General features: G+C 59.2%; 18 protein-coding genes and 1 tRNA gene. 6 read left to right on the top strand and 13 right to left on the bottom strand.

The genetic code is table 11. The features are described 5' to 3' along the window. Positions 1 to 45 precede the first annotated feature (45 nt). On the top strand, positions 46 to 1,107 hold the full coding sequence (locus DUT91_RS04370) for a M14 family metallopeptidase (RefSeq protein ID WP_114439164.1): 1,062 nt from the start codon (positions 46 to 48) through the stop codon (positions 1,105 to 1,107). Continuing rightward, positions 1,104 to 1,850 carry an HAD family hydrolase gene (locus DUT91_RS04365; RefSeq protein ID WP_114439163.1) on the top strand — a complete coding sequence of 249 codons (747 nt, stop codon included), beginning with the start codon at positions 1,104 to 1,106 and terminating at the stop codon, positions 1,848 to 1,850. Before DUT91_RS04370 ends, DUT91_RS04365 begins: the two co-directional genes overlap by 4 nt. Here DUT91_RS04365 and DUT91_RS04360 read toward each other — a convergent pair. The 3 genes from DUT91_RS04360 to DUT91_RS04350 all read right to left on the bottom strand — a co-directional run bounded on the left by DUT91_RS04360 (position 1,769) and on the right by DUT91_RS04350 (position 5,633). Beyond that, positions 1,769 to 2,740, bottom strand: a complete 972-nt coding sequence (locus tag DUT91_RS04360; RefSeq protein WP_114439626.1) for a hypothetical protein — start codon at positions 2,738 to 2,740, stop codon at positions 1,769 to 1,771. The genes DUT91_RS04365 and DUT91_RS04360 overlap by 82 nt on opposite strands. A 143-nt stretch (positions 2,741 to 2,883) precedes the next feature. Beyond that, complete coding sequence (locus tag DUT91_RS04355) at positions 2,884 to 4,833, bottom strand: long-chain fatty acid--CoA ligase (protein ID WP_114439162.1); 1,950 nt, start codon at positions 4,831 to 4,833, stop codon at positions 2,884 to 2,886. A 197-nt stretch (positions 4,834 to 5,030) separates the two neighbouring features. Then, entirely contained in the window at positions 5,031 to 5,633 is a 603-nt protein-coding gene (locus DUT91_RS04350; RefSeq protein ID WP_114439161.1) for a DUF924 family protein, read from the bottom strand. A gap of 272 nt (positions 5,634 to 5,905) precedes the next feature. On the opposite strand from DUT91_RS04350, the gene DUT91_RS04345 reads away from it, so the two are divergent. Beyond that, complete coding sequence (locus tag DUT91_RS04345; RefSeq protein WP_114439160.1) at positions 5,906 to 7,174, top strand: NAD(P)/FAD-dependent oxidoreductase; 1,269 nt, start codon at positions 5,906 to 5,908, stop codon at positions 7,172 to 7,174. Here DUT91_RS04345 and DUT91_RS26505 read toward each other — a convergent pair. From DUT91_RS26505 to DUT91_RS04330, 3 genes are all read right to left on the bottom strand, one after another. Then, a complete protein-coding gene (locus DUT91_RS26505) occupies positions 7,171 to 7,332 on the bottom strand; it encodes a VOC family protein (protein ID WP_245419547.1) in 162 nt (53 codons plus the stop codon). The two genes, DUT91_RS04345 and DUT91_RS26505, sit on opposite strands and share 4 nt — an antisense overlap. 343 nt (positions 7,333 to 7,675) lie before the next feature. Beyond that, positions 7,676 to 8,236 carry a DUF1579 domain-containing protein gene (locus DUT91_RS04335; protein WP_114439625.1) on the bottom strand — a complete coding sequence of 187 codons (561 nt, stop codon included), beginning with the start codon at positions 8,234 to 8,236 and terminating at the stop codon, positions 7,676 to 7,678. A 29-nt stretch (positions 8,237 to 8,265) separates the two neighbouring features. Continuing rightward, positions 8,266 to 9,009, bottom strand: a complete 744-nt coding sequence (locus DUT91_RS04330) for a DUF899 domain-containing protein (protein WP_114439159.1) — start codon at positions 9,007 to 9,009, stop codon at positions 8,266 to 8,268. A gap of 92 nt (positions 9,010 to 9,101) precedes the next feature. Between DUT91_RS04330 and DUT91_RS04325 the strand changes: the two genes are divergently transcribed. Together DUT91_RS04325 and DUT91_RS04315 are read left to right on the top strand one after the other, a co-directional pair. Further along, on the top strand, positions 9,102 to 9,548 hold the full coding sequence (locus DUT91_RS04325) for a MarR family winged helix-turn-helix transcriptional regulator (RefSeq protein WP_114439158.1): 447 nt from the start codon (positions 9,102 to 9,104) through the stop codon (positions 9,546 to 9,548). Between the two features lie 504 nt (positions 9,549 to 10,052). Further along, positions 10,053 to 10,694 (top strand): DUF1345 domain-containing protein, encoded by a 642-nt coding sequence (locus DUT91_RS04315; RefSeq protein WP_114439624.1) that lies wholly within the window; start codon positions 10,053 to 10,055, stop codon positions 10,692 to 10,694. A 103-nt stretch (positions 10,695 to 10,797) separates the two neighbouring features. Here DUT91_RS04315 and DUT91_RS04310 read toward each other — a convergent pair whose 3' ends face one another. The 7 genes from DUT91_RS04310 to DUT91_RS04280 form a co-directional block, all read right to left on the bottom strand. Beyond that, complete coding sequence (locus DUT91_RS04310; protein ID WP_114439156.1) at positions 10,798 to 11,391, bottom strand: acyloxyacyl hydrolase; 594 nt, start codon at positions 11,389 to 11,391, stop codon at positions 10,798 to 10,800. Between the two features lie 185 nt (positions 11,392 to 11,576). Next, positions 11,577 to 12,746, bottom strand: coding sequence for an acetyl-CoA acetyltransferase (locus tag DUT91_RS04305; protein WP_114439155.1), 1,170 nt, complete (start codon positions 12,744 to 12,746; stop codon positions 11,577 to 11,579). A gap of 158 nt (positions 12,747 to 12,904) precedes the next feature. Beyond that, positions 12,905 to 13,204, bottom strand: a complete 300-nt coding sequence (locus tag DUT91_RS04300; RefSeq protein ID WP_114439154.1) for a hypothetical protein — start codon at positions 13,202 to 13,204, stop codon at positions 12,905 to 12,907. A 646-nt stretch (positions 13,205 to 13,850) separates the two neighbouring features. Next, positions 13,851 to 14,087 (bottom strand): hypothetical protein, encoded by a 237-nt coding sequence (locus DUT91_RS04295; RefSeq protein WP_114439153.1) that lies wholly within the window; start codon positions 14,085 to 14,087, stop codon positions 13,851 to 13,853. Then, positions 14,084 to 14,308 (bottom strand): alkylphosphonate utilization protein, encoded by a 225-nt coding sequence (locus DUT91_RS04290; protein ID WP_114439152.1) that lies wholly within the window; start codon positions 14,306 to 14,308, stop codon positions 14,084 to 14,086. Before DUT91_RS04290 ends, DUT91_RS04295 begins: the two co-directional genes overlap by 4 nt. A gap of 177 nt (positions 14,309 to 14,485) precedes the next feature. Continuing rightward, a tRNA-Thr gene (locus tag DUT91_RS04285) sits at positions 14,486 to 14,561 on the bottom strand. A 173-nt stretch (positions 14,562 to 14,734) separates the two neighbouring features. Continuing rightward, complete coding sequence (locus DUT91_RS04280; RefSeq protein WP_114439151.1) at positions 14,735 to 15,697, bottom strand: NAD(P)H-dependent flavin oxidoreductase; 963 nt, start codon at positions 15,695 to 15,697, stop codon at positions 14,735 to 14,737. A 334-nt stretch (positions 15,698 to 16,031) separates the two neighbouring features. On the opposite strand from DUT91_RS04280, the gene DUT91_RS04275 reads away from it, so the two are divergent. After that, positions 16,032 to 17,075: a hypothetical protein gene (locus DUT91_RS04275; RefSeq protein ID WP_114439150.1), complete on the top strand. Its 1,044-nt coding sequence runs from the start codon at positions 16,032 to 16,034 to the stop codon at positions 17,073 to 17,075. Positions 17,076 to 17,085: the final 10 nt, after the last annotated feature.

Below are 17,085 nucleotides of genomic sequence, written 5' to 3'. Positions count from 1 at the left end.
CTGCCATGCCACTTGAGCTGACACCAATTGCAGGCCGAAAGAATCATGAAAACTGAGACGATCACCCTTCCCGGCGATGTGCCCGGCAACACCATCGAATTGCGAGTCCTGCGCTTTGAAGGCAAAGATGCGAATGCGCCGACGGCCTATCTGCAATCCTCGCTGCACGGCGGCGAGCTTCCCGGTCAGGCTGCGCTGCATTTCCTCGTTCCGCTTTTGCAAAAAGCCGAGGCCGAAGGGCGCATTGCCGGTAATATCACTATTCTGCCCCAGGCCAACCCGATCGCCTCCAACCAGTGGCAGGGCTATCAACATCTCGGCCGCTTCGAATTCTTCACCCAGACCAATTTCAACCGCGCTTTCCCGCTTCTGCCCGATTTCAATACGTCGGCCCTGCCGGAAATAGATGCACCCGTGCCGCTTGCCGGGAGATTGAAGGCGACGCTCTTGCGCCTCGCTTTGCCGCATGAAATCGTCCTCGATCTGCACTGTGACGATCAGAGTGAGAACTATCTCTATATCCATCAGGATTTCCTGCCGGACATGTACGACTTGGCTGCCGCACTGGGTTCGAAAGCGATCCTTTCTTGGGATTCGACCGCCGATGCTGCCTTCGAGGAAGCCTGCGCATATCCGGTGCTGCAATTGCCCGGCGATGCCCGCGACATGAAGCGGCGCGCCGTCACCACGGTTGAGTTCCGCGGGCTTGCAGACGTCAATTTCGATACGGGGCAATCGGATGCGCAAGGCCTCTACCGCTTCCTCGCCCATCGCGGCGTGGTGAAGGACGAGGATGAGACACTTGCCATCGAATTCAACGGCCCGGTGACGCCACTTGGTAATGTCGAGATGGTGCGCGCGCCTGAAGGAGGCATGGTGCTCTATCATGTCGTCCCCGGCGACGAGGTAGGCGAGGGTGACGCGCTGGTCACCATAGTAACGCGGCCAGGCGATCCTTCCGGGGATGTCACGCTGGTCGCTCCGCAGGCCGGCCGCATCCTGACGCGGCGCAGCCTGCGCTATGTCAGGCGCGGAGACGACCTGCTCAAGCTGCTCGGCTCGCGCCCCTCGGCTGTCGCCAAGCGCCCCGGCGCATTGGAGGCATGATGGCCCATGTGCCGCTTGGCGCCATCAAGGCCATCCTCTTCGACAAGGACGGCACGCTGGTCGATTTCAACCGCACATGGTTCGGCATATCGAAGGAACTGGCGCGGCGGTCGTCCGGGGGCAACGAGGCGAAGGCCCGAGATATCCTGGATGAGGGCGGCTACGACTGGGCGGCCGGTCGCTTTCGCCCCAATTCGGTGATCGCCGCCGGCACGGTGGAGAATATCGTCGATCTCTGGCACCCCGACGAGAAGCCGGAGGCCCGCGCCGCGCTGATCCGCGAATATAATGATTACTGCGTCACGGAGGGCGCGCGGGCTGCGGTGGCGATCGAGGGCCTGCGCGAGACGCTGGCGGATTTGCGCGGCAAGGGCTTCATGCTCGGCATTGCCACCAATGATTCCGAAGCCGGCGCGCGGGCGACGGCGGAAGCGTTGGGCATTGCCCCGCTGTTTCACACCTTCATTGGCTATGACACGGTCGCCCGCCCCAAGCCGCATCCCGACCCGATCTTCCATTTCGCCGAAAGGCTCGGGCTGAACCCCGGCGAGATCGCTATGGTCGGCGACAATCTCCACGATTTGGAGACCGCCCGCGCGGCCGGAGCAGGCCTCGCGGTGGGTGTCCTCTCCGGCAACAGCCCGCGCGAGGCGCTGGAGCCTTATGCGGATATGGTGCTCCCTTCGATTGCCGGGTTGCCGGAGGTGTTTGCGGCCCGTAACATCGCCAGCAACCGCTCATAGCGCGGCGCGAGATTTCGTAAGATCGCGGCCGCTTCCGCATCCCGGCCCACCGTCAGTGGATATTGCAGTGCGCCGACAAGATACGCCTGCTTTGAGGCGATTTGCGCCGCTTCGACGAGGCCGATCCGCGCAAGGCATGTGGCAGCGTCTGCAAGCCGCCGCGCGCCGACGCGGATGGCGAAATGGATGAGGTGGCCGCGCAGGTCTTCATCACAGCCGCCCTCGATCATCGCCGCCAAAGCTTTCGCTGCCGCGCCATTGCCAAGCGTTCCGGCGGGCAGGTGCTGAACGCCTTCCATGGACAGCCAGCGAATGGCGGCGGGGAGCGATGCGCGGATCGTTTCTTCCTCTGACACCGCCCGCAGCCGCCGGAACCCGGTGCGCATGGTGTAAGCCTCGCCATAATCGAGGGTTTCGGCCCGCCAGGCGGTTATGAAGTCGGCAAGCGGCAGCAAGGCGAAGGGATAGCCTTGCGGGTCGTGCATCCGCACATATGCGTCATCGACGCCAAGCACGACGACATAATGATCCGCGCCTATAGCGCCTTTCATGCCGGGTTGGTGCCGCAGGTGCCCCATTTCCACCGGCCCGATCCAGACGGGGCCATCGGCGAGGGCGAATTTGAGCCGCGCCAGCGCGTCCTCCTCGCTCCCGCCCTTGCTGACGGTAGAGGTCCAGCCCATGGCATCGAGCGCTGCATCGAACCCGGCCTCGGGCGTCCATCCGTAGGGATCGAAGAAAGGCAGCGTCCCGCCCACGATCTGCATCCCGAACGGGCTGCTTGTTGCAAACTCGATGACTTGGGGCGAGGGGGCATCCGCCCCGCACATCATCGCGAACGAATTAGCGTAGCAGTAGGGACCTGAGCCGATATAGGGAAAATGCCGCATGGCTGCCTCCAGAAGCGAGTTGAGAGGCATGAATAGAAGGGCATTTTCCGAAAAATTGTCAACGGGTTCGTTGGCAGGACAGAAGGGGGCGCTGTCCCGCCAGCGTTGCTATTCCAGCGGCAAAGACGTGAGAGATCGCCTTCCTAACCCCGCAACTCTCGCCTTAAAATCTTTCCCACATTCGTCTTCGGCAATTCATCGCGGAACTCCACGATGCGTGGGCGCTTGTAGTTCGTCAGCCGTTCGGCGCAAAAAGCCTTGACCGCGTCCTCGGTCAGATCGGGATCGCGGCGGACGACGAACAGCTTAACCACTTCGCCCGAATGCTCGTTCGCTACGCCGATGGCCGCCGCCTCGACGATCCCCGGATGTTCCGCCGCCACTTCCTCGATCTCGTTGGGATAGACGTTGAAGCCGGAGACGAGGATCATGTCCTTCTTGCGATCGACGATCTTGGTAAGCCCGCGTTCGTCCGTGAAACCCATGTCGCCGGTGCGGAAAAAACCGTCGCTGTAGATGGCCGATTTCGTCTCGTCCGGACGGTTCCAGTAGCCGTGCATCACCTGCGGCCCGCGAATGCAGATTTCACCGACTTCGCCGAGCGGAAGATCGCGGCCGTCATCGTCGCGAATGGCGATATCGGTCGATGGAAGCGGCAGGCCGATCGTCCCGCTATATTCGGTCGCATCCAGACTGTTGGCCGTCGCCACCGGCGATGTCTCGGAAAGCCCGTAGCCTTCCGTGATATGGCAGCCGGTCAACGCCTGCCAGCGTTCGGCAACGGGGCGCTGCACCGCCATCCCCCCGCCGAGCGTCAGGATCATTGGCTTGAAATCGAGCTTGCGGAAATCCTCATTGTTCAGAAGTGCGTTGAACAGAGTGTTGAGGCCGGGCAGGATGTGGATCGGATATTTCCGCAATTCCTTTACAAAAGCCGGAATGTCTCGCGGGTTGGGGATCAGGACATTGCGCGCGCCTTGCTCGATACCCATCATCGCGTTCACCGTCAGCGCAAAGATGTGATAGAGCGGCAGCGCGCAAATGAAGTTCACTTCTTTCGGTTTGCCCTTGATCCGGTAGGCGACGTCGACCCACACGCGCATCTGCTCGACATTCGCGAGGATGTTGCTGTGAAGCAGCGTCGCGCCTTTCGAAATGCCCGTCGTGCCGCCGGTATATTGCAGGAAGGCGACATCGGACGGGGCCACCTCAACAGGTGAAAAGCCCTTCGCGGCCCCTTGGGCGAGCGCCCTCTTGAACGGGACATGGTCCGGCAGGCTCCAGGCCGGAACCATCTTCTTGACCTTGCGCACGACGAAATTGACCACATGGCCCTTGAGGCCCAACATGTCGCCCATGGACGTGACGACGATGTGCTTCACCGCAGTTCTGGGCAGGACCTTTTCCAGCGTGGTGACGAAATTCTCCAGGATGATGATGGCCTTCGCGCCTGCATCATTCAATTGATGCTCGAGTTCGCGCGGCGTATAAAGCGGGTTGACGTTGACGACGATCAGTCCCGCCCGCAAAACGGCTGCGATAGCCACCGGATATTGCAGGACGTTCGGCATCATCACCGCCACACGGTCGCCCTTGACGAGCCCGCGTGACTGCAGCCAGCCGGCGAGCGCTGCCGACTGCTTCTCCAGTTCCGCATAGGTCAGCGTCTTGCCCATGCTGGTGAAGGATGGCCTGTCGGAATATTTGCGGCAGGACGAGACGATGAGATCGCCGATCGAAGAATAGGACGACGTCGCGATCTCGGCTGGAACGCCGGGGGCATAGGATTTAATCCAGACGCGCTCAGGCCCTGCAGGGGAGGGCTTGGAAGCTGCTTTCGCTGCCGGTGTCTTCGTGGCAGCCTTCTTGACGGTGGGGGCAGGGGCTTTCGCCGTCGCCGGCTTTGCCGCCTTTGCCTTTGTTGAACTGGCCTTTGCTGGGGCGGCCTTTGCCGGACTTGCCTTGGCCGGACTTGCCTTTGCCGGACTTGTCTTTGCCGGACTGGCCTTGGTTGCCGGTCTGGTCTTTTGCTTTGTCGGACTCTCGGCGGCTTGCGTCGCGGGCTTGTCTGCGGATGTTGTTTTCTTGGCCAATTCTGCCTCCCATATCTCGTTCCCGCTGCACCGTTCGGTGCGCGGACGCCCCGGTTGTCAGCGCTGTTTCAAGACCGATAACGCGATCAGCCTTGCTCCTCCATCTTTATCTATGGCGAGTTCGCTCCCTCACGCAAGAGTTACATTGACGTAAGCGTAAAAATCCACGGCTGATAGTCGATGAAGGCTGAATGATTTCAGCTTCCAGTTACAGTCTCCGTCGGTAATGACTGCCCAAAACCTTTATGGGTAAGGAGGAAGGCTTCTTCCTCTGCCGTATTCATGCGGTTCAAAATGTCGTTGCGATGGGGAAAACGCCCAAACCGGGCGATGATATCCCGATGCTCGGCGGCATATTTCAGCCCTTCCTCATCGCCCAGTTCGGTGAACAGTGCGACAGAGCGCTCCTGATCGGCCGGATCCTCGCTGTGCTCGAACGGCAGATAGAGAAAACTACGCTTCTCCTGGGGCAGTTGATTGTGAAGTTCGCGGTCGATCGCGTGCCGGGCAACGGCGAGCGCCAGCGGATCCGTGGCAAAGGCGCGTGCCGTGCCCCGGAACATGTTGCGCGGAAACTGGTCGAGCGCGATGATGGCGGCAAGCGCCGTCTCCGCATCTTCCCCAAGAGCGTCGGGCTTTTCCGCAGCTTTGCGGGCAATCGCCTCGTGGAGATCGAGAAACCGGGCGCGGATATCGCCGTCGAGTTCGGGCGTGCTTTCGAACCATTGCTTCGGCCCGATCTCGCCGAACCAGAAATCCAGTATGTCAGCTCTCCAGTTTTGCTCGGGTTTTGCATCCATGGTTCGTCACCTCTTTCAGTTTGTGCGGGCACCGGCGAAGAAGATGGCGTCGGCACTTACCCGTTACGCAGCCTAATATCGGAATTTCGTCCGAACGATGCAATCAGCGTCCCTACCGATTGGCGCCGACAACTGACAAGGTCGAAGGCCTTATCCGTTCTGAAGTGCAAACCAGTTGATTAAGTTTGCACTTTACGAATAGCCGCTGGCAATGATCTTCGATTGATCTACATTGATATTCAAGAAAATGGCGCAAAGAACAGGAGCATTCCTTGGCTGAGCATCATGTCGTGGTTGTCGGTGCGGGTTTCGGAGGTCTCGAAACCGTTCGCGGTTTGGCGGGGGCTCCGGTCCGCATCACCATCATCGACCAGCGCAATCACCACCTGTTTCAGCCGCTCCTTTATCAGGTCGCAACCGCAATCCTGGCGACGTCGGAAATCGCCTGGCCGGTACGCTATCTCTTCCGCGACCGCCCGGAGGTGAAAACGCTCCTGGCGACGGTTCAGGGGGTGGACACTGCAAAGCGCGAGGTCCTGCTCAGCGACGGCCACAGCGTGCCCTATGACACGTTGGTCATCGCGACAGGCGCCCGGCACGCCTATTTCGGCCATGACGAATGGGAGCGCTTCGCCCCCGGCCTGAAAACCCTCGAGGACGCCACCACGATCCGCCGCCGCATGCTGACGGCCTTCGAACTGGCCGAGAACGAAATGGATCCGGCGCGGCGGCAGGCGCTTTTGACATTCGTCATCATCGGCGGCGGTCCCACGGGGGTGGAGCTTGCCGGCGCCATTGCCGAACTCGCCCATGTCACCCTGGCCAAGGATTTTCGCAGCATCGATCCGCATCTGACGCGCGTCGTACTGATCGAGGCGGGACCGCGCATCCTGGCGGGCTTTACCGATGATCTCTCCGACTACGCCCGCAAGGCGCTCGAACGGCTCGGCGTCGAGGTCAGGACAGGAGAGCCGGTGACGGAATGCGCCGCCGGGCATGTGGTCTTCGGCAAGGAGACGCTCGCGACGGGAACCATTCTGTGGGCCGCAGGGGTGCAGGCTTCGCCTGCGGCGCAGTGGCTCGGGGCTGAGGCCGACCGCGCCGGCAGGGTGCAGGTTGAGCCTGATCTCACCGTTCGAGGCCATCCCGAGATATTCGTTATTGGCGATACCGCCGCTGTCCTCGCGCCGGATGGCAAACCGGTTCCGGGTATAGCGCCCGCCGCCAAGCAGCAGGGTGGCCATGTCGCTGCGACCCTCAAGGCGCGGCTTTCCGGCAAGGCCGCGCCCGGGGCGTTCCGCTACAAGCATTCCGGCAGCCTCGCGACGATCGGCAAGCGCGCCGCGGTCGTCGATTTTGGCTGGATCAAGCTGCGCGGCTGGCTGGCGTGGTGGATATGGGGCCTCGCCCATATCTTTTTCCTGATCGGCACGCGCAACCGTATCGCGGTCGCCCTGAGTTGGCTATGGATCTACATGTCCGGTCATCGCAGCGCGCGTCTTATCACGCAGGGAAAAGATCGGGAGAAGATCGGCTCTTAATCGACGTGTGACGCAAGCGACCAGTTGACGCCGAATGAATCGCGCAACGACCCGTATTTGTCACCCCAGAACTGGACTTCCAGCGGCATGACGATTTCCGCTCCGGCATCGGTGGCGCGCTTCCACCAACTATCCACGTCGTCGACCTGCAAATGCATGGTGAAGCTTCGGGAAGGTTCGTGGCCATAGCCCATTTCGGGAAAGCAATCGCAGACAATGATCCGCCATTAATCTTGAGATGGCAGTGCATGAGTTTCTTGCCGTCCTCCGCCGGTACGCGGAACAATTCCTCGGCACCGAACGCCCGCTGATAAAACGCCGAAGCATCACTCGCGCCTTCAACATTGAGATGGGGTGTGACGCCGACGAGCGGTATGCGGGGGGATCGAGAGTTCGGCCATGGGAAGGTCCTTTTGAACGCGCGCAACATTGATGGTTTTGTAGACGCTCCATCGCTTGCCCGAGCGAAGCCGTCCGGACAAGCGAAGAACTCGAAGAAGTTCAGAGCGATGCAGCCGCTTTCGCAGGTTCTGCGGACTGCCCGGCACTCGTGCCTTTCCTGCGGTAATGGACCCGCATCATTTCGCGCCATTCTCCATCGTCGCCCAGCACCTTGGCCGTGAAGAGGCGATAATCCGGATCCTTTATGGTAATGATGTCGCGATATCTCGCCGTTTTGCCTTCGGCGGCGAAATCGGGGCCTTCCGCCTCCAGTGTCAGGACGGTTCCTGTCTCGTCGAGCCAGCCGTCATAGACCCAGAGATAGGTCATCATCGAGCCGATCCATGTGCCGACATAGCGCTTCTTCTGTGGATCGTAGCCGATCGTCAGGATCGTGGTGACGGGACCGATTTCAGGCATCTCGCCCTTTCCTTCGCCGATGACCCAGATCCCGTGAAGCGAGCGGACGCTTTCGGTCCATGTAGCCTGGCTGGGGGACTCCGCACCTGTATTCTGGGAGCCTGATCCCTCAGGACCTTGTGAATTGGCGTCCATTTCGCAAACCCACTCGCCAACGAGTTGCTGCAGCCAGTGATGTTCCTTCTGCGGTTCTGCTTTCATGGTTTCCTCCTTTGGATGGTAAATGTCGGTCAGGCGCAACAGGCGCGCAGATCAGGCGCTTTCTCATATTCGTCGTGGCGACGCACCCAGTCCATGGTGGCCGTTTCGTTGCGGCCCTTGGGCGCGAGATCGAGGATCATGAACGTCCCGATCAGTTCCTCGCCGCCGCGCGCATAGGTGGAATAGGTATGGAAGACATTGCCCGCCTCGTCCTTGTAGAAGGCGCTCATCCCGGGCAGTTCACCAAATGCCTTCTCCGCATCGATCTCGGTGAAATTGTAGAAAACCTTGCCTTTCGCCAGATCTTCCGGCGTGAAGGAGACGTGGTAGTCATAGTTGAAGTCGTTGTCGTAGGACGAAACCCAGTTGAACCGCCAGCCCATGCGCTTTCTGTAGGCCAGGATTTCGGGGAGAGGCGCGCGAGAAATGGCGGTGAATGTGACATCGTGATTTTCCAGGTGGGCAAGCGCGCCGTCGATATGGTCGGCCTGGAAGGAGCAGCCGACGCAGCCTGCTTCCCAGCCGGGTCCCAGCATGAAGTGATTGACGATCAATTGGCTGCGGCCGTCGAACAGTTCGCCAAGCGTCTTCTTGCCCGTCGGGGTGTCGAAGACATAGTCCTTCTCGACCTTGACCCAAGGCAGCGCCAGCCGTTCGGCATTGAGCTTGTCGCGCAGCCGCGTCATTTCCTTTTCGCCGGCGAGAAGCGCCTTGCGGGCCTTCAGCCACTCTTCACGGGATACGACAGGCGGAGATACGAAAGGGTGGTGCATGGGGGCCTCCTCTTGGGTTTCATCGGCTGGGATACGGGCGCGGCCGTGCGATTTTCCTTGACATAATAGGTTGATATCAACATTATTGCCGCATGTCAAATCAGATTGAAATTCCCTTCGAAACGACCCTTCTCGTCCGCGATAGTTGTCTTTGCCTCCATGTGCAGCGTGCGGCGCGCGCCCTTGCGAGACGCTTTGACGATGCGCTTCGCCCCGTTGGGCTGACAAGCGGTCAATTCTCGCTGCTGATGTCGCTCAACCGGCCGAACCCGCCGACCATAGGCTCGGTTTCGGCATTGCTTGCCATGGACCGGACGACGCTTACCGCCAATCTCAAGCCGCTTGAGCGGCGTGGCCTTATCGAGATCAAACCCGATGAAAATGACAGGCGCAGCCGTCGTATGGCGCTTACCCCTGCGGGAAAAGCGCTGCTGGCTTCGGCCGTTCCAATCTGGAATGTGACGCATGCGCACACGGAACAGCTTCTCGCCGGGGCCGATCCCGACCGTTTGCGCGCCGATCTTCTGGCCTTATCTTGACGCGTCCCGCATATCCCCTCTCGGACATCCGGGCAGAGCCGTTTTACGTCTGTGAATTTTGCGGCAAATGCAGTTTGCGACGGCAGCGGGAATAACCGCCCTTTGCCAATCTCAATATATCCGAAATGCGCGTTCGGTCATTCGAAGGCTTAGGCATTTCCGCCTGGATTCTCTGCAGTATATGCGATGGTACAGGGCGCGGTTTTCTGGTTGAACCAGTCACTACCTCATTCATTGATACCTCCCTCAAACGGGTGATGCCGTCATCCAGCTAAACTGCTGGGTGAAATATCACATTGTCTGAATGGACGGATTTTAGCGCATTCCCCCGAAGAGGACAACTAAAGTCTAATGCCCGCGATAAAAATCCGAGCTCGGCTTCATAGTGTCCATACCAGGCAGACGTACATATAGGTTAATTTTTTCGGCGATAAACTATTCATGAACAATATGCAGGCTACTTTCATGCAAAGGTCGGCTGCCGATTTGATAGACGAGTATAATATGAATAGTCGACATAATTCGTTCTATATTGCCGCCATCGTTGGTGTAGTAGCGCTGGCGCTTGGTCTGGCTTTCATTCCGCGCGTCGCCTATGTCGTCGCGGTGGATATGTTCTTTGTGGTCTATCTGGTATTGACTGCATCGAAGATGTTGAACCTGACGCCGGATGTGTTGCGCAACAACATAGCGCGGGCCGATGAACCGGTCTGGATCATATTTGCCGTAACCTTCGGTGCTGTTGCGGTTGCCGTGGGCTCGTTGTTTGTCCTGATCAATTCGGCGCATCGATTTCAGCCGCTCGATCTGACGCTGACGCTTGCGGCGGTACCGCTTGGCTGGTTGGCGATCCATATGATGGCCGCCGTCCATTACGCGCATCTTTATTGGAAACCGGGATTGGCCGCGGACGGGAACGCGCCTGAACACGCAGGTGGCCTTGCCTTCCAGGGCGGCAAGGAGCCCGGAGGGTTCGAATTCGTTTATTTTGCCTATGTGATCGGCATGGCGACAGAAACGTCTGACACCGCAATCGTGACGACAGCCATGCGCAAGATCAACCTGATGCACGGCATCGTTTCATATTTCTTCAACACGATACTTGTTGCTGCCGCCGTCAACGTCGCCGTTTCACTCGGTCAATGAGCCTGCTGCCTAATTCCTAAAATCGGGATCGATTTAAGATAAAATAATGCAGTATTTCAAAGCTTAGGGCGTCCTTTGCGCGTCCAATTGGACGCGTGGGACTCTAGAAGCGATATCCCAAGCGGATCCCTGTCGCTTCCGCCCCATTGTTCTCCTCGCAAAGATTGGCATTGGAGAAGTGGTCGGCATAGAGTTGTGCCGTCCAATTGTCGCTCAGATCATAACCAAGACCGGCGCCGACATGGAAAAGCACGCGGCATCCCAGCGCCTTGTAGGTGGTGGGGTTATGAAGATCGTTCGCCGTCGTGACCGCCCCGCCCAGGCTGGTGGTGAAATAGAGCTTCTCCGTCAACTGGAAATCCCAATTGAGGCCCGTATAGAAGAAATGGATCGGATCGTCGGCAATAGCCGCGTCGAAGCCGATATAGGGGCGGGGCGAGCCGATGCCGTCCAGGAATTCAGGCGATCTGAACAGGAACTCGCCATTGATGACCGCTCCGTTGAAATCGTCGGTCGAAAACAGCCCGCGGTCGTAGGCGAGGACGCCGAAGCGGATTTCCTGTCTGTCGGAATATTTGCCGACCTGCCCGAAACGGCTGGCGTCTATCAGGTCACCCGCGAGAGCGGAAGAAAGGAGAGAAGAGGACAATAGTGCCGGAATCGATATGAGCGCGCGCGAAAGGTGTCTCGTAAACATATATCTACCCACTAAGATGAGATACGAGGCATGCCGAGGATTTGCGGTTAGGCGAATCGCTTTTGCACAACTCTATGTTTTGAAAATCCGTTAAGCGAGCAAAAAATTAAAACCATATCGGGCGGTTTACGGCGCCAGATAGAGCCGACTTCATTCTGTTCGCGACAGGGTCGATCCAAACCAGTTCATCTCACGCGCTCCAGAATGGACACATAGTTGGCGACCGCCGCCCCGCCCATGTTGAATATGCCGGCGAGATCGGCATCCCTGACCTGCATGTCGCCTGCCTCGCCCATCAGTTGCATCGCCGCCATGATGTGCATCGAAACGCCGGTGGCGCCGATCGGATGCCCCTTGGATTTCAGTCCGCCGGAAGGATTGACCGGCAGCTTGCCATCCTTGCTCGTTATCCCCTCGCGGACGATACGATAGCCTTCGCCTGGTCTGGCAAGGCCCATCGCCTCATACTCGATCAGTTCCGCGATGGTGAAGCAGTCATGCGTCTCGACAAAGGAGAGATCGTCGAGGCCGGCATTCGCATCCGAAAGCGCTCCGGCCCAGGCGCGGCGCGCGCCTTCGAAGGCCAGCATGTCCCGACGGCTCAGTGCCAGCATGTCGTTTGCCTGCCTGCGGGCGCGAAAGCCGATGGCGCGTGCGAGCGATGCCGCGGTCTCCTCATCCGCGAGCACGAGCGCTGCTGCGCCATCGGATACCAAAGAGCAATCGGTGCGCCGCAATGGCGCCGCTACATAGGGGTTCTTTTCCGAAACGGTGTTGCAGAATTCGAAGCCGAAATCCTTGCGCATATGCGCATAGGGATTGGCCACGCCGTTGGCGTGGTTCTTCGCCGCGATCATGGCGAGTTCTTCCGAGCGGTCGCCATAGTGCTGGAAATAGGCTTGCGTGATACGGCCGAACAGGCCGGCGAAACCGCCTTCCACGTCCGCTTCTTCCCTGCGGTAGCTCGCGCCGAGCAGGATGTCGCCCACCTCAGCCGTCGGGGTCGCCGTCATCTTCTCCGCGCCGATAACGAGCGCGATGCGCCCGCGCCCCGCTTCGATGAAATCCATCGCGCTATAGATGGCGGCGGAGCCGGTGGCGCAGGCATTCTCCAGCCGCACGGCGGGCGCGTGAGCAAGCGCCTCATTGTTCATCGCCACGAGCGCGCCTTGAAAATCCTGCTTGGAAAAACCATTGTTCATGACGCCGACAAAAATGCCGTCGACATCTTCAGGCGCAATATCAGCATGTGCAAGCGCCGGCGCGGCAACCGCTGCCATCAGTTGTTCGGTATTTTCGAGTTCGGACTTGCCGAAGGGCGAATGAGCCCATCCCACGATCTGCGCCTTTGTCATCCGAGCCGGCCTCCTTGCTTGATGTTTCGCCGAGGATAACCGATTTTGGGCAGTCTTCGATAGAGAGCCGAAGGAACGCACAAACCGCCTTGCGTCTCGCCAAGCGGGATTAACGCAGCGGATACTGCCACGCAGGTCAGGTTTTTACGAATGAGGACCTATTTTACCAGGGCAGGTGGATTGCTCGGGATTTCGGCTTCCGTCTCCTGCTGGACGTGCTGGAGAGCGCCGAGAAGATACATCGCATCCGGCAATGATATATGAAACGTCTGCGGCTTGGATTTCTGATCGCCTAGGCATAGCTGCACCATCGGCTCCTGGGGCGCAAGCCCATAGACAAAGCGGAAGCCGAGCAGATGTTTCTTCTCTTCATTGGGCAGATCCGCTGGCCCGCCATTCCCGTTGACCGGGAAAATGGTATCGATGACCTTGGTCCAACGGTTGTTATTCTCAGGCATTCAAACCTCCAAAAATCCGGAACAGCGGCGTCTGGCTGATTGCGACGGATACCGATGCCGCCGGGATGACCAGGGTCGCATAAGAAACACAACAAGTGCCCGGCAAGTATATGAGTCCCGCCGGACGTCGCGCCGGAGTTCAGTCCGGCCAGGAAGCAATCATGGATGAGTCACACGCGCCGCGCTACTCCAATAAGTTGCCACCGCGACAGCCATGATAAAGCGGCGTTTCTACCGCTCAGCGCGGTCTCTGATCCGTCCTGCGAATGCTATAAGGTGTTGAATCTGCTTGGTCAGTACGACCAGGGTGCCGCTTCAAGGCACCATGATCTTGTTTAGGCTGTCCTGCGAACCACGCTCGATGCCTCTTGGCATCCATCCAGCCGCATTGGTGCTCAGGCAGACAGGAAGAGGCCCGGCGCTGGGTAGAATGGGGGGGCGTTCGCGCCGGGCCTCCAGCTGGGCACTCAGGTCCAGCCGCATCCGCATACTGTACGAGTCGCACCGATTGATCGATCCCAATAAAGAGGATAAATTTTTTGCCACATGAGTGAGCAATTTATTGGGTGATTTCAACGAAATCGCGGTACGCGCTGTATCGGCATGTCAATTTGGACGTGGCTGCCACATGCTGGCTGTTGCGTCCCTATTCCGGTTTGGTGCGCTTCTTCACTTTAGCGACCTTCGCGGTGGGTTCGGCCAGCGATTTTTCGCGATCTGCCGCTTCCTTTGCCAATCGCGCTTCCTTGAGCCGTGCCGTTTTGGCCTCACGCCGTGACGTCTCGGTGTCCAGGATATTGCGGGCGGCATTGTCCGTCGTCGCGCTCTTGCTTTCGGAACGCGTTGGTTTGAACAGATTATCCCTGGTGATCTTCTTGCTCATGCTTTTTTCAGGAACTCGGTTTTCAGCACCAGCCCCTTGACCTCCTTGGTGTTGCATTCGATCTCACCGGGAACGCTGGTGAGATGGATGTTCTTGACCAGCGTGCCGCGCTTGAGGGTCTGTGATGTGCCCTTCACCTTCAGATCCTTGATGAGGGTGACAGAGTCCCCGTCATTGAGCCGGCTACCATTGCTGTCTTTAACGATGATGTCGTCAGGCAATTCGATTCCTCGTGCACTATGCGGCCGGGCGATCGGGCCTGTCGATGATATGCTAAATTCGCCTTTTTCCAGCGAGAAGGCAAGGGAGGGGACTATATTGCGGTCGTTCCCGAGGGGGCGGGATTTTCAGGATCTCTATGCGAAGTCAATGGCGGAAGAGCCAGGCCATTGGGAAAATGGTGCCGCTTAGGTGACTCGAACACCTGACCCCATCATTACGAATGATGTGCTCTACCAACTGAGCTAAAGCGGCAAGGGATGTGTCCCCGCTTTCGTCCATAGACAAAGTACCGGCCGGAAAAGCTTCCCGACCGATTGGGCGCGTGATACCGAAATCGGCCTTGAAAAGCAAGTGTGCAAATCAAGAGATTTGCTGAATCGGCCAAGAGCAGAGCCCATCCGCCCCGGGCGTGCGAAACGGCCGGCTCACCTGCTGCACAGATCAGCCTTTGCCCGGCGGTATTCCGTGTCGAGCCGGGTGACAAGGTCGCCTGCCGGCATGATTTCCCTGACCGAGGCGATGCCTTGTCCGCAGCCCCAGATGTCTTTCCAGGCCTTGGCGCCGCCGACGGCGCTGGCGAAATCCATTTTGGAGGGGTCAGCTTCGGGCAGATGGTCCGGATCCATGCCCGCGGCGGCGATGGAGGGCTTCAGGTAATTGCCGTGGATTCCGGTAAAGTAATTGGAATAAACGATGTCGGAAGCCGCCGATTCGACAATCATTTGCTTGTATTCGTCAGGCGCGCGCGCCTCTCGCGTGGCGATGAAGGGGGAGCCGATATAGGCGAGATCCGCGCCCATTGCCTGGGCGGCCAGAATTGAGCGCCCATTGGCGATCGCTCCCGATAGCAGCAGCGGCCCGTTGAACCATTCCCGGATTTCCTGGACGAGCGCGAAGGGCGACAGCGTCCCCGCATGTCCGCCCGCGCCGGCAGCGACAGCGATCAGCCCGTCGGCCCCCTTGCGGATAGCGGAATTGGCATGGCGGTTGTTGATGACGTCATGCAGCACGATGCCGCCATAGGAGTGGATCGCGGCATTGACCTCGGGAACCGCGCCGAGCGAGGAAATGACGATCGGCACTTTGTATTTCACGCATAGCCCGAGATCGTGCTCCAGCCGCTTGTTCGAACGGTGGACAATCTGGTTGACGGCAAAAGGTGCAGCCGGACGTTCCGGGTGCTTCACGTCATGAGCGCTGAGCGTCTCGGTGATTTCCGCCAGCCATTCGTCCAACTGGGCTTCGGGTCTTGCATTGAGCGCCGGAAAAGAGCCGACGATGCCCGCCTTGCATTGCGCGAGCACAAGTGCGGGATGGGAGATGATGAACAGCGGTGCGCCGACGACGGGAATGCGCAGATTGCGTTTCAAAATTTCGGGTAATGGCATATATTCCTCCCATTGCGCATGTTTGCCGAGGGTATGCAGTATTTTGACGTTTCCGTAAACGGAAGTTTATCAGAGGCATTCCGCCGGGCAAGGGAAACCTCAGGTGAAAGCCGTCGGACGCGTTCGAGGCGCTACGGGTTGTTAAGGGTAAATGCTTGATTAACAGATTAAATCCGCTAAGGCTGGTACATATGGGCGGGAAATGTGTCTCGTATATCGCCGTTTTTCTTCATATTCGGCAGGCGGAACGAGTTGGCGTCTGGAGCATGATGCGAAAAAGCGTGAAGCGGTTTCTGGCGAAACCATGCTCTGATTAAAGAGGAAAGATCGAGATTTGGAAGGCATAGAACGCGCGATACGCAATGCATTCGCCAAGGGCGATGCGGCCAATCCCGCCACGCGCCAGCGGATCTACGAATCTGCCTGGAGCGCGCATGAGCATGCGCTTTCGGCCAATGCCGCCTTGAGCGAGCCGCAGAAAACGCAGCGGCGCGATCGCCTGAAAGCAACAATCTCGCGTATCGAAGCGGAGTTCCGCCCCGCGCAGCCCCTGGCAATGACGCAGCCGCGGGTCGAGCCCGGCTTTGGTGATCTTTCGGCAGGATCACGCCAGAATGGCCAATCGGCAGCCGCTCCCCTGGCAGGTTCTCCCACAATCGAAGGGCCGGCGCTTGACCGGGATGATGTGCGTCCTTCGGCCAGGAAGCAGCGCGGTGCCGATCTCGGATATGAGGGCGGTGCGGCGAGGCGCGATGGCAGGAAGGCGAAATCCCGTTCGCCTTTTCTTTCCTATGTCCTGCCGGCTCTGGTTCTTCTGGGCGTCGGCATCGTCGGCTGGTCGTTCTACAACAGCTTGACCGATGTCAGGCGGCCGCAATCGAGCACCACCGCGCTGGCCAATGGTGCACCGCTCAAGGAAGGCGAGGAGGCCGGACAGGCAAACTGGATAACCGTTTTCACGCCCTCCGAGCCGACGCGTATGTCGGTGCGCGGCCGTGCGACGGCGGAAATTGCAGGCACGGGGTCGATGAGCTTCGCCCGCGTGAAATCCGGCGGTCCAGATGACCAGATCGTTTTCGACGTGGGGCAAGGTATTCTGGAGGAGATCGCCGGCAAAAAGGTAACATTCGATATCGTCGCCAGCAGCGATGACGGCAAGCCGACGCAGATGTCGGTCAGCTGCGATTTCGGCGCGATGGGCGATTGCGGGCGCAAGCGCTACGATGTCTCCGATGCCAACAGCGATTTCCTGTTTGATGTGGTGCTTCCGGAAGGAAAGCGGCCCGATGCGGCGGGCACGATCACCATCAACAGCGACATCTCAGGCGCGGGCAAGATCGTCGATATCCACGCGATCCGAGTGACCGTCGCTCAGTAGGGGCAACCCC

The organism is Paramesorhizobium salinisoli (genome assembly GCF_003335045.1).
Lineage (GTDB): Bacteria > Pseudomonadota > Alphaproteobacteria > Rhizobiales > Rhizobiaceae > Paramesorhizobium > Paramesorhizobium salinisoli.
Note: the sequence above shows the minus strand (reverse complement) of the source record. Positions and strands in the feature narration are given on the sequence as shown.

What these genes read in the sequence shown, in the direction of transcription:
- DUT91_RS04330 (WP_114439159.1), bottom strand. Translation starts at nt 9,009, where the DNA reads ATGCACCACCCTTTCGTATCTCCGCCTGTCGTATCCCGTGAAGAGTGG.
- DUT91_RS26505 (WP_245419547.1), bottom strand. Translation starts at nt 7,332, where the DNA reads ATGCATTTGCAGGTCGACGACGTGGATAGTTGGTGGAAGCGCGCCACC.
- DUT91_RS04300 (WP_114439154.1), bottom strand. Translation starts at nt 13,204, where the DNA reads ATGCCTGAGAATAACAACCGTTGGACCAAGGTCATCGATACCATTTTC.
- DUT91_RS04365 (WP_114439163.1), top strand. Translation starts at nt 1,104, where the DNA reads ATGATGGCCCATGTGCCGCTTGGCGCCATCAAGGCCATCCTCTTCGAC.
- DUT91_RS04335 (WP_114439625.1), bottom strand. Translation starts at nt 8,236, where the DNA reads ATGAAAGCAGAACCGCAGAAGGAACATCACTGGCTGCAGCAACTCGTT.
- DUT91_RS04280 (WP_114439151.1), bottom strand. Translation starts at nt 15,697, where the DNA reads ATGCCATTACCCGAAATTTTGAAACGCAATCTGCGCATTCCCGTCGTC.
- DUT91_RS04305 (WP_114439155.1), bottom strand. Translation starts at nt 12,746, where the DNA reads ATGACAAAGGCGCAGATCGTGGGATGGGCTCATTCGCCCTTCGGCAAG.
- DUT91_RS04315 (WP_114439624.1), top strand. Translation starts at nt 10,053, where the DNA reads ATGAATAGTCGACATAATTCGTTCTATATTGCCGCCATCGTTGGTGTA.
- DUT91_RS04350 (WP_114439161.1), bottom strand. Translation starts at nt 5,633, where the DNA reads ATGGATGCAAAACCCGAGCAAAACTGGAGAGCTGACATACTGGATTTC.
- DUT91_RS04360 (WP_114439626.1), bottom strand. Translation starts at nt 2,740, where the DNA reads ATGCGGCATTTTCCCTATATCGGCTCAGGTCCCTACTGCTACGCTAAT.
- DUT91_RS04310 (WP_114439156.1), bottom strand. Translation starts at nt 11,391, where the DNA reads ATGTTTACGAGACACCTTTCGCGCGCGCTCATATCGATTCCGGCACTA.
- DUT91_RS04325 (WP_114439158.1), top strand. Translation starts at nt 9,102, where the DNA reads ATGTCAAATCAGATTGAAATTCCCTTCGAAACGACCCTTCTCGTCCGC.
- DUT91_RS04370 (WP_114439164.1), top strand. Translation starts at nt 46, where the DNA reads ATGAAAACTGAGACGATCACCCTTCCCGGCGATGTGCCCGGCAACACC.
- DUT91_RS04295 (WP_114439153.1), bottom strand. Translation starts at nt 14,087, where the DNA reads ATGAGCAAGAAGATCACCAGGGATAATCTGTTCAAACCAACGCGTTCC.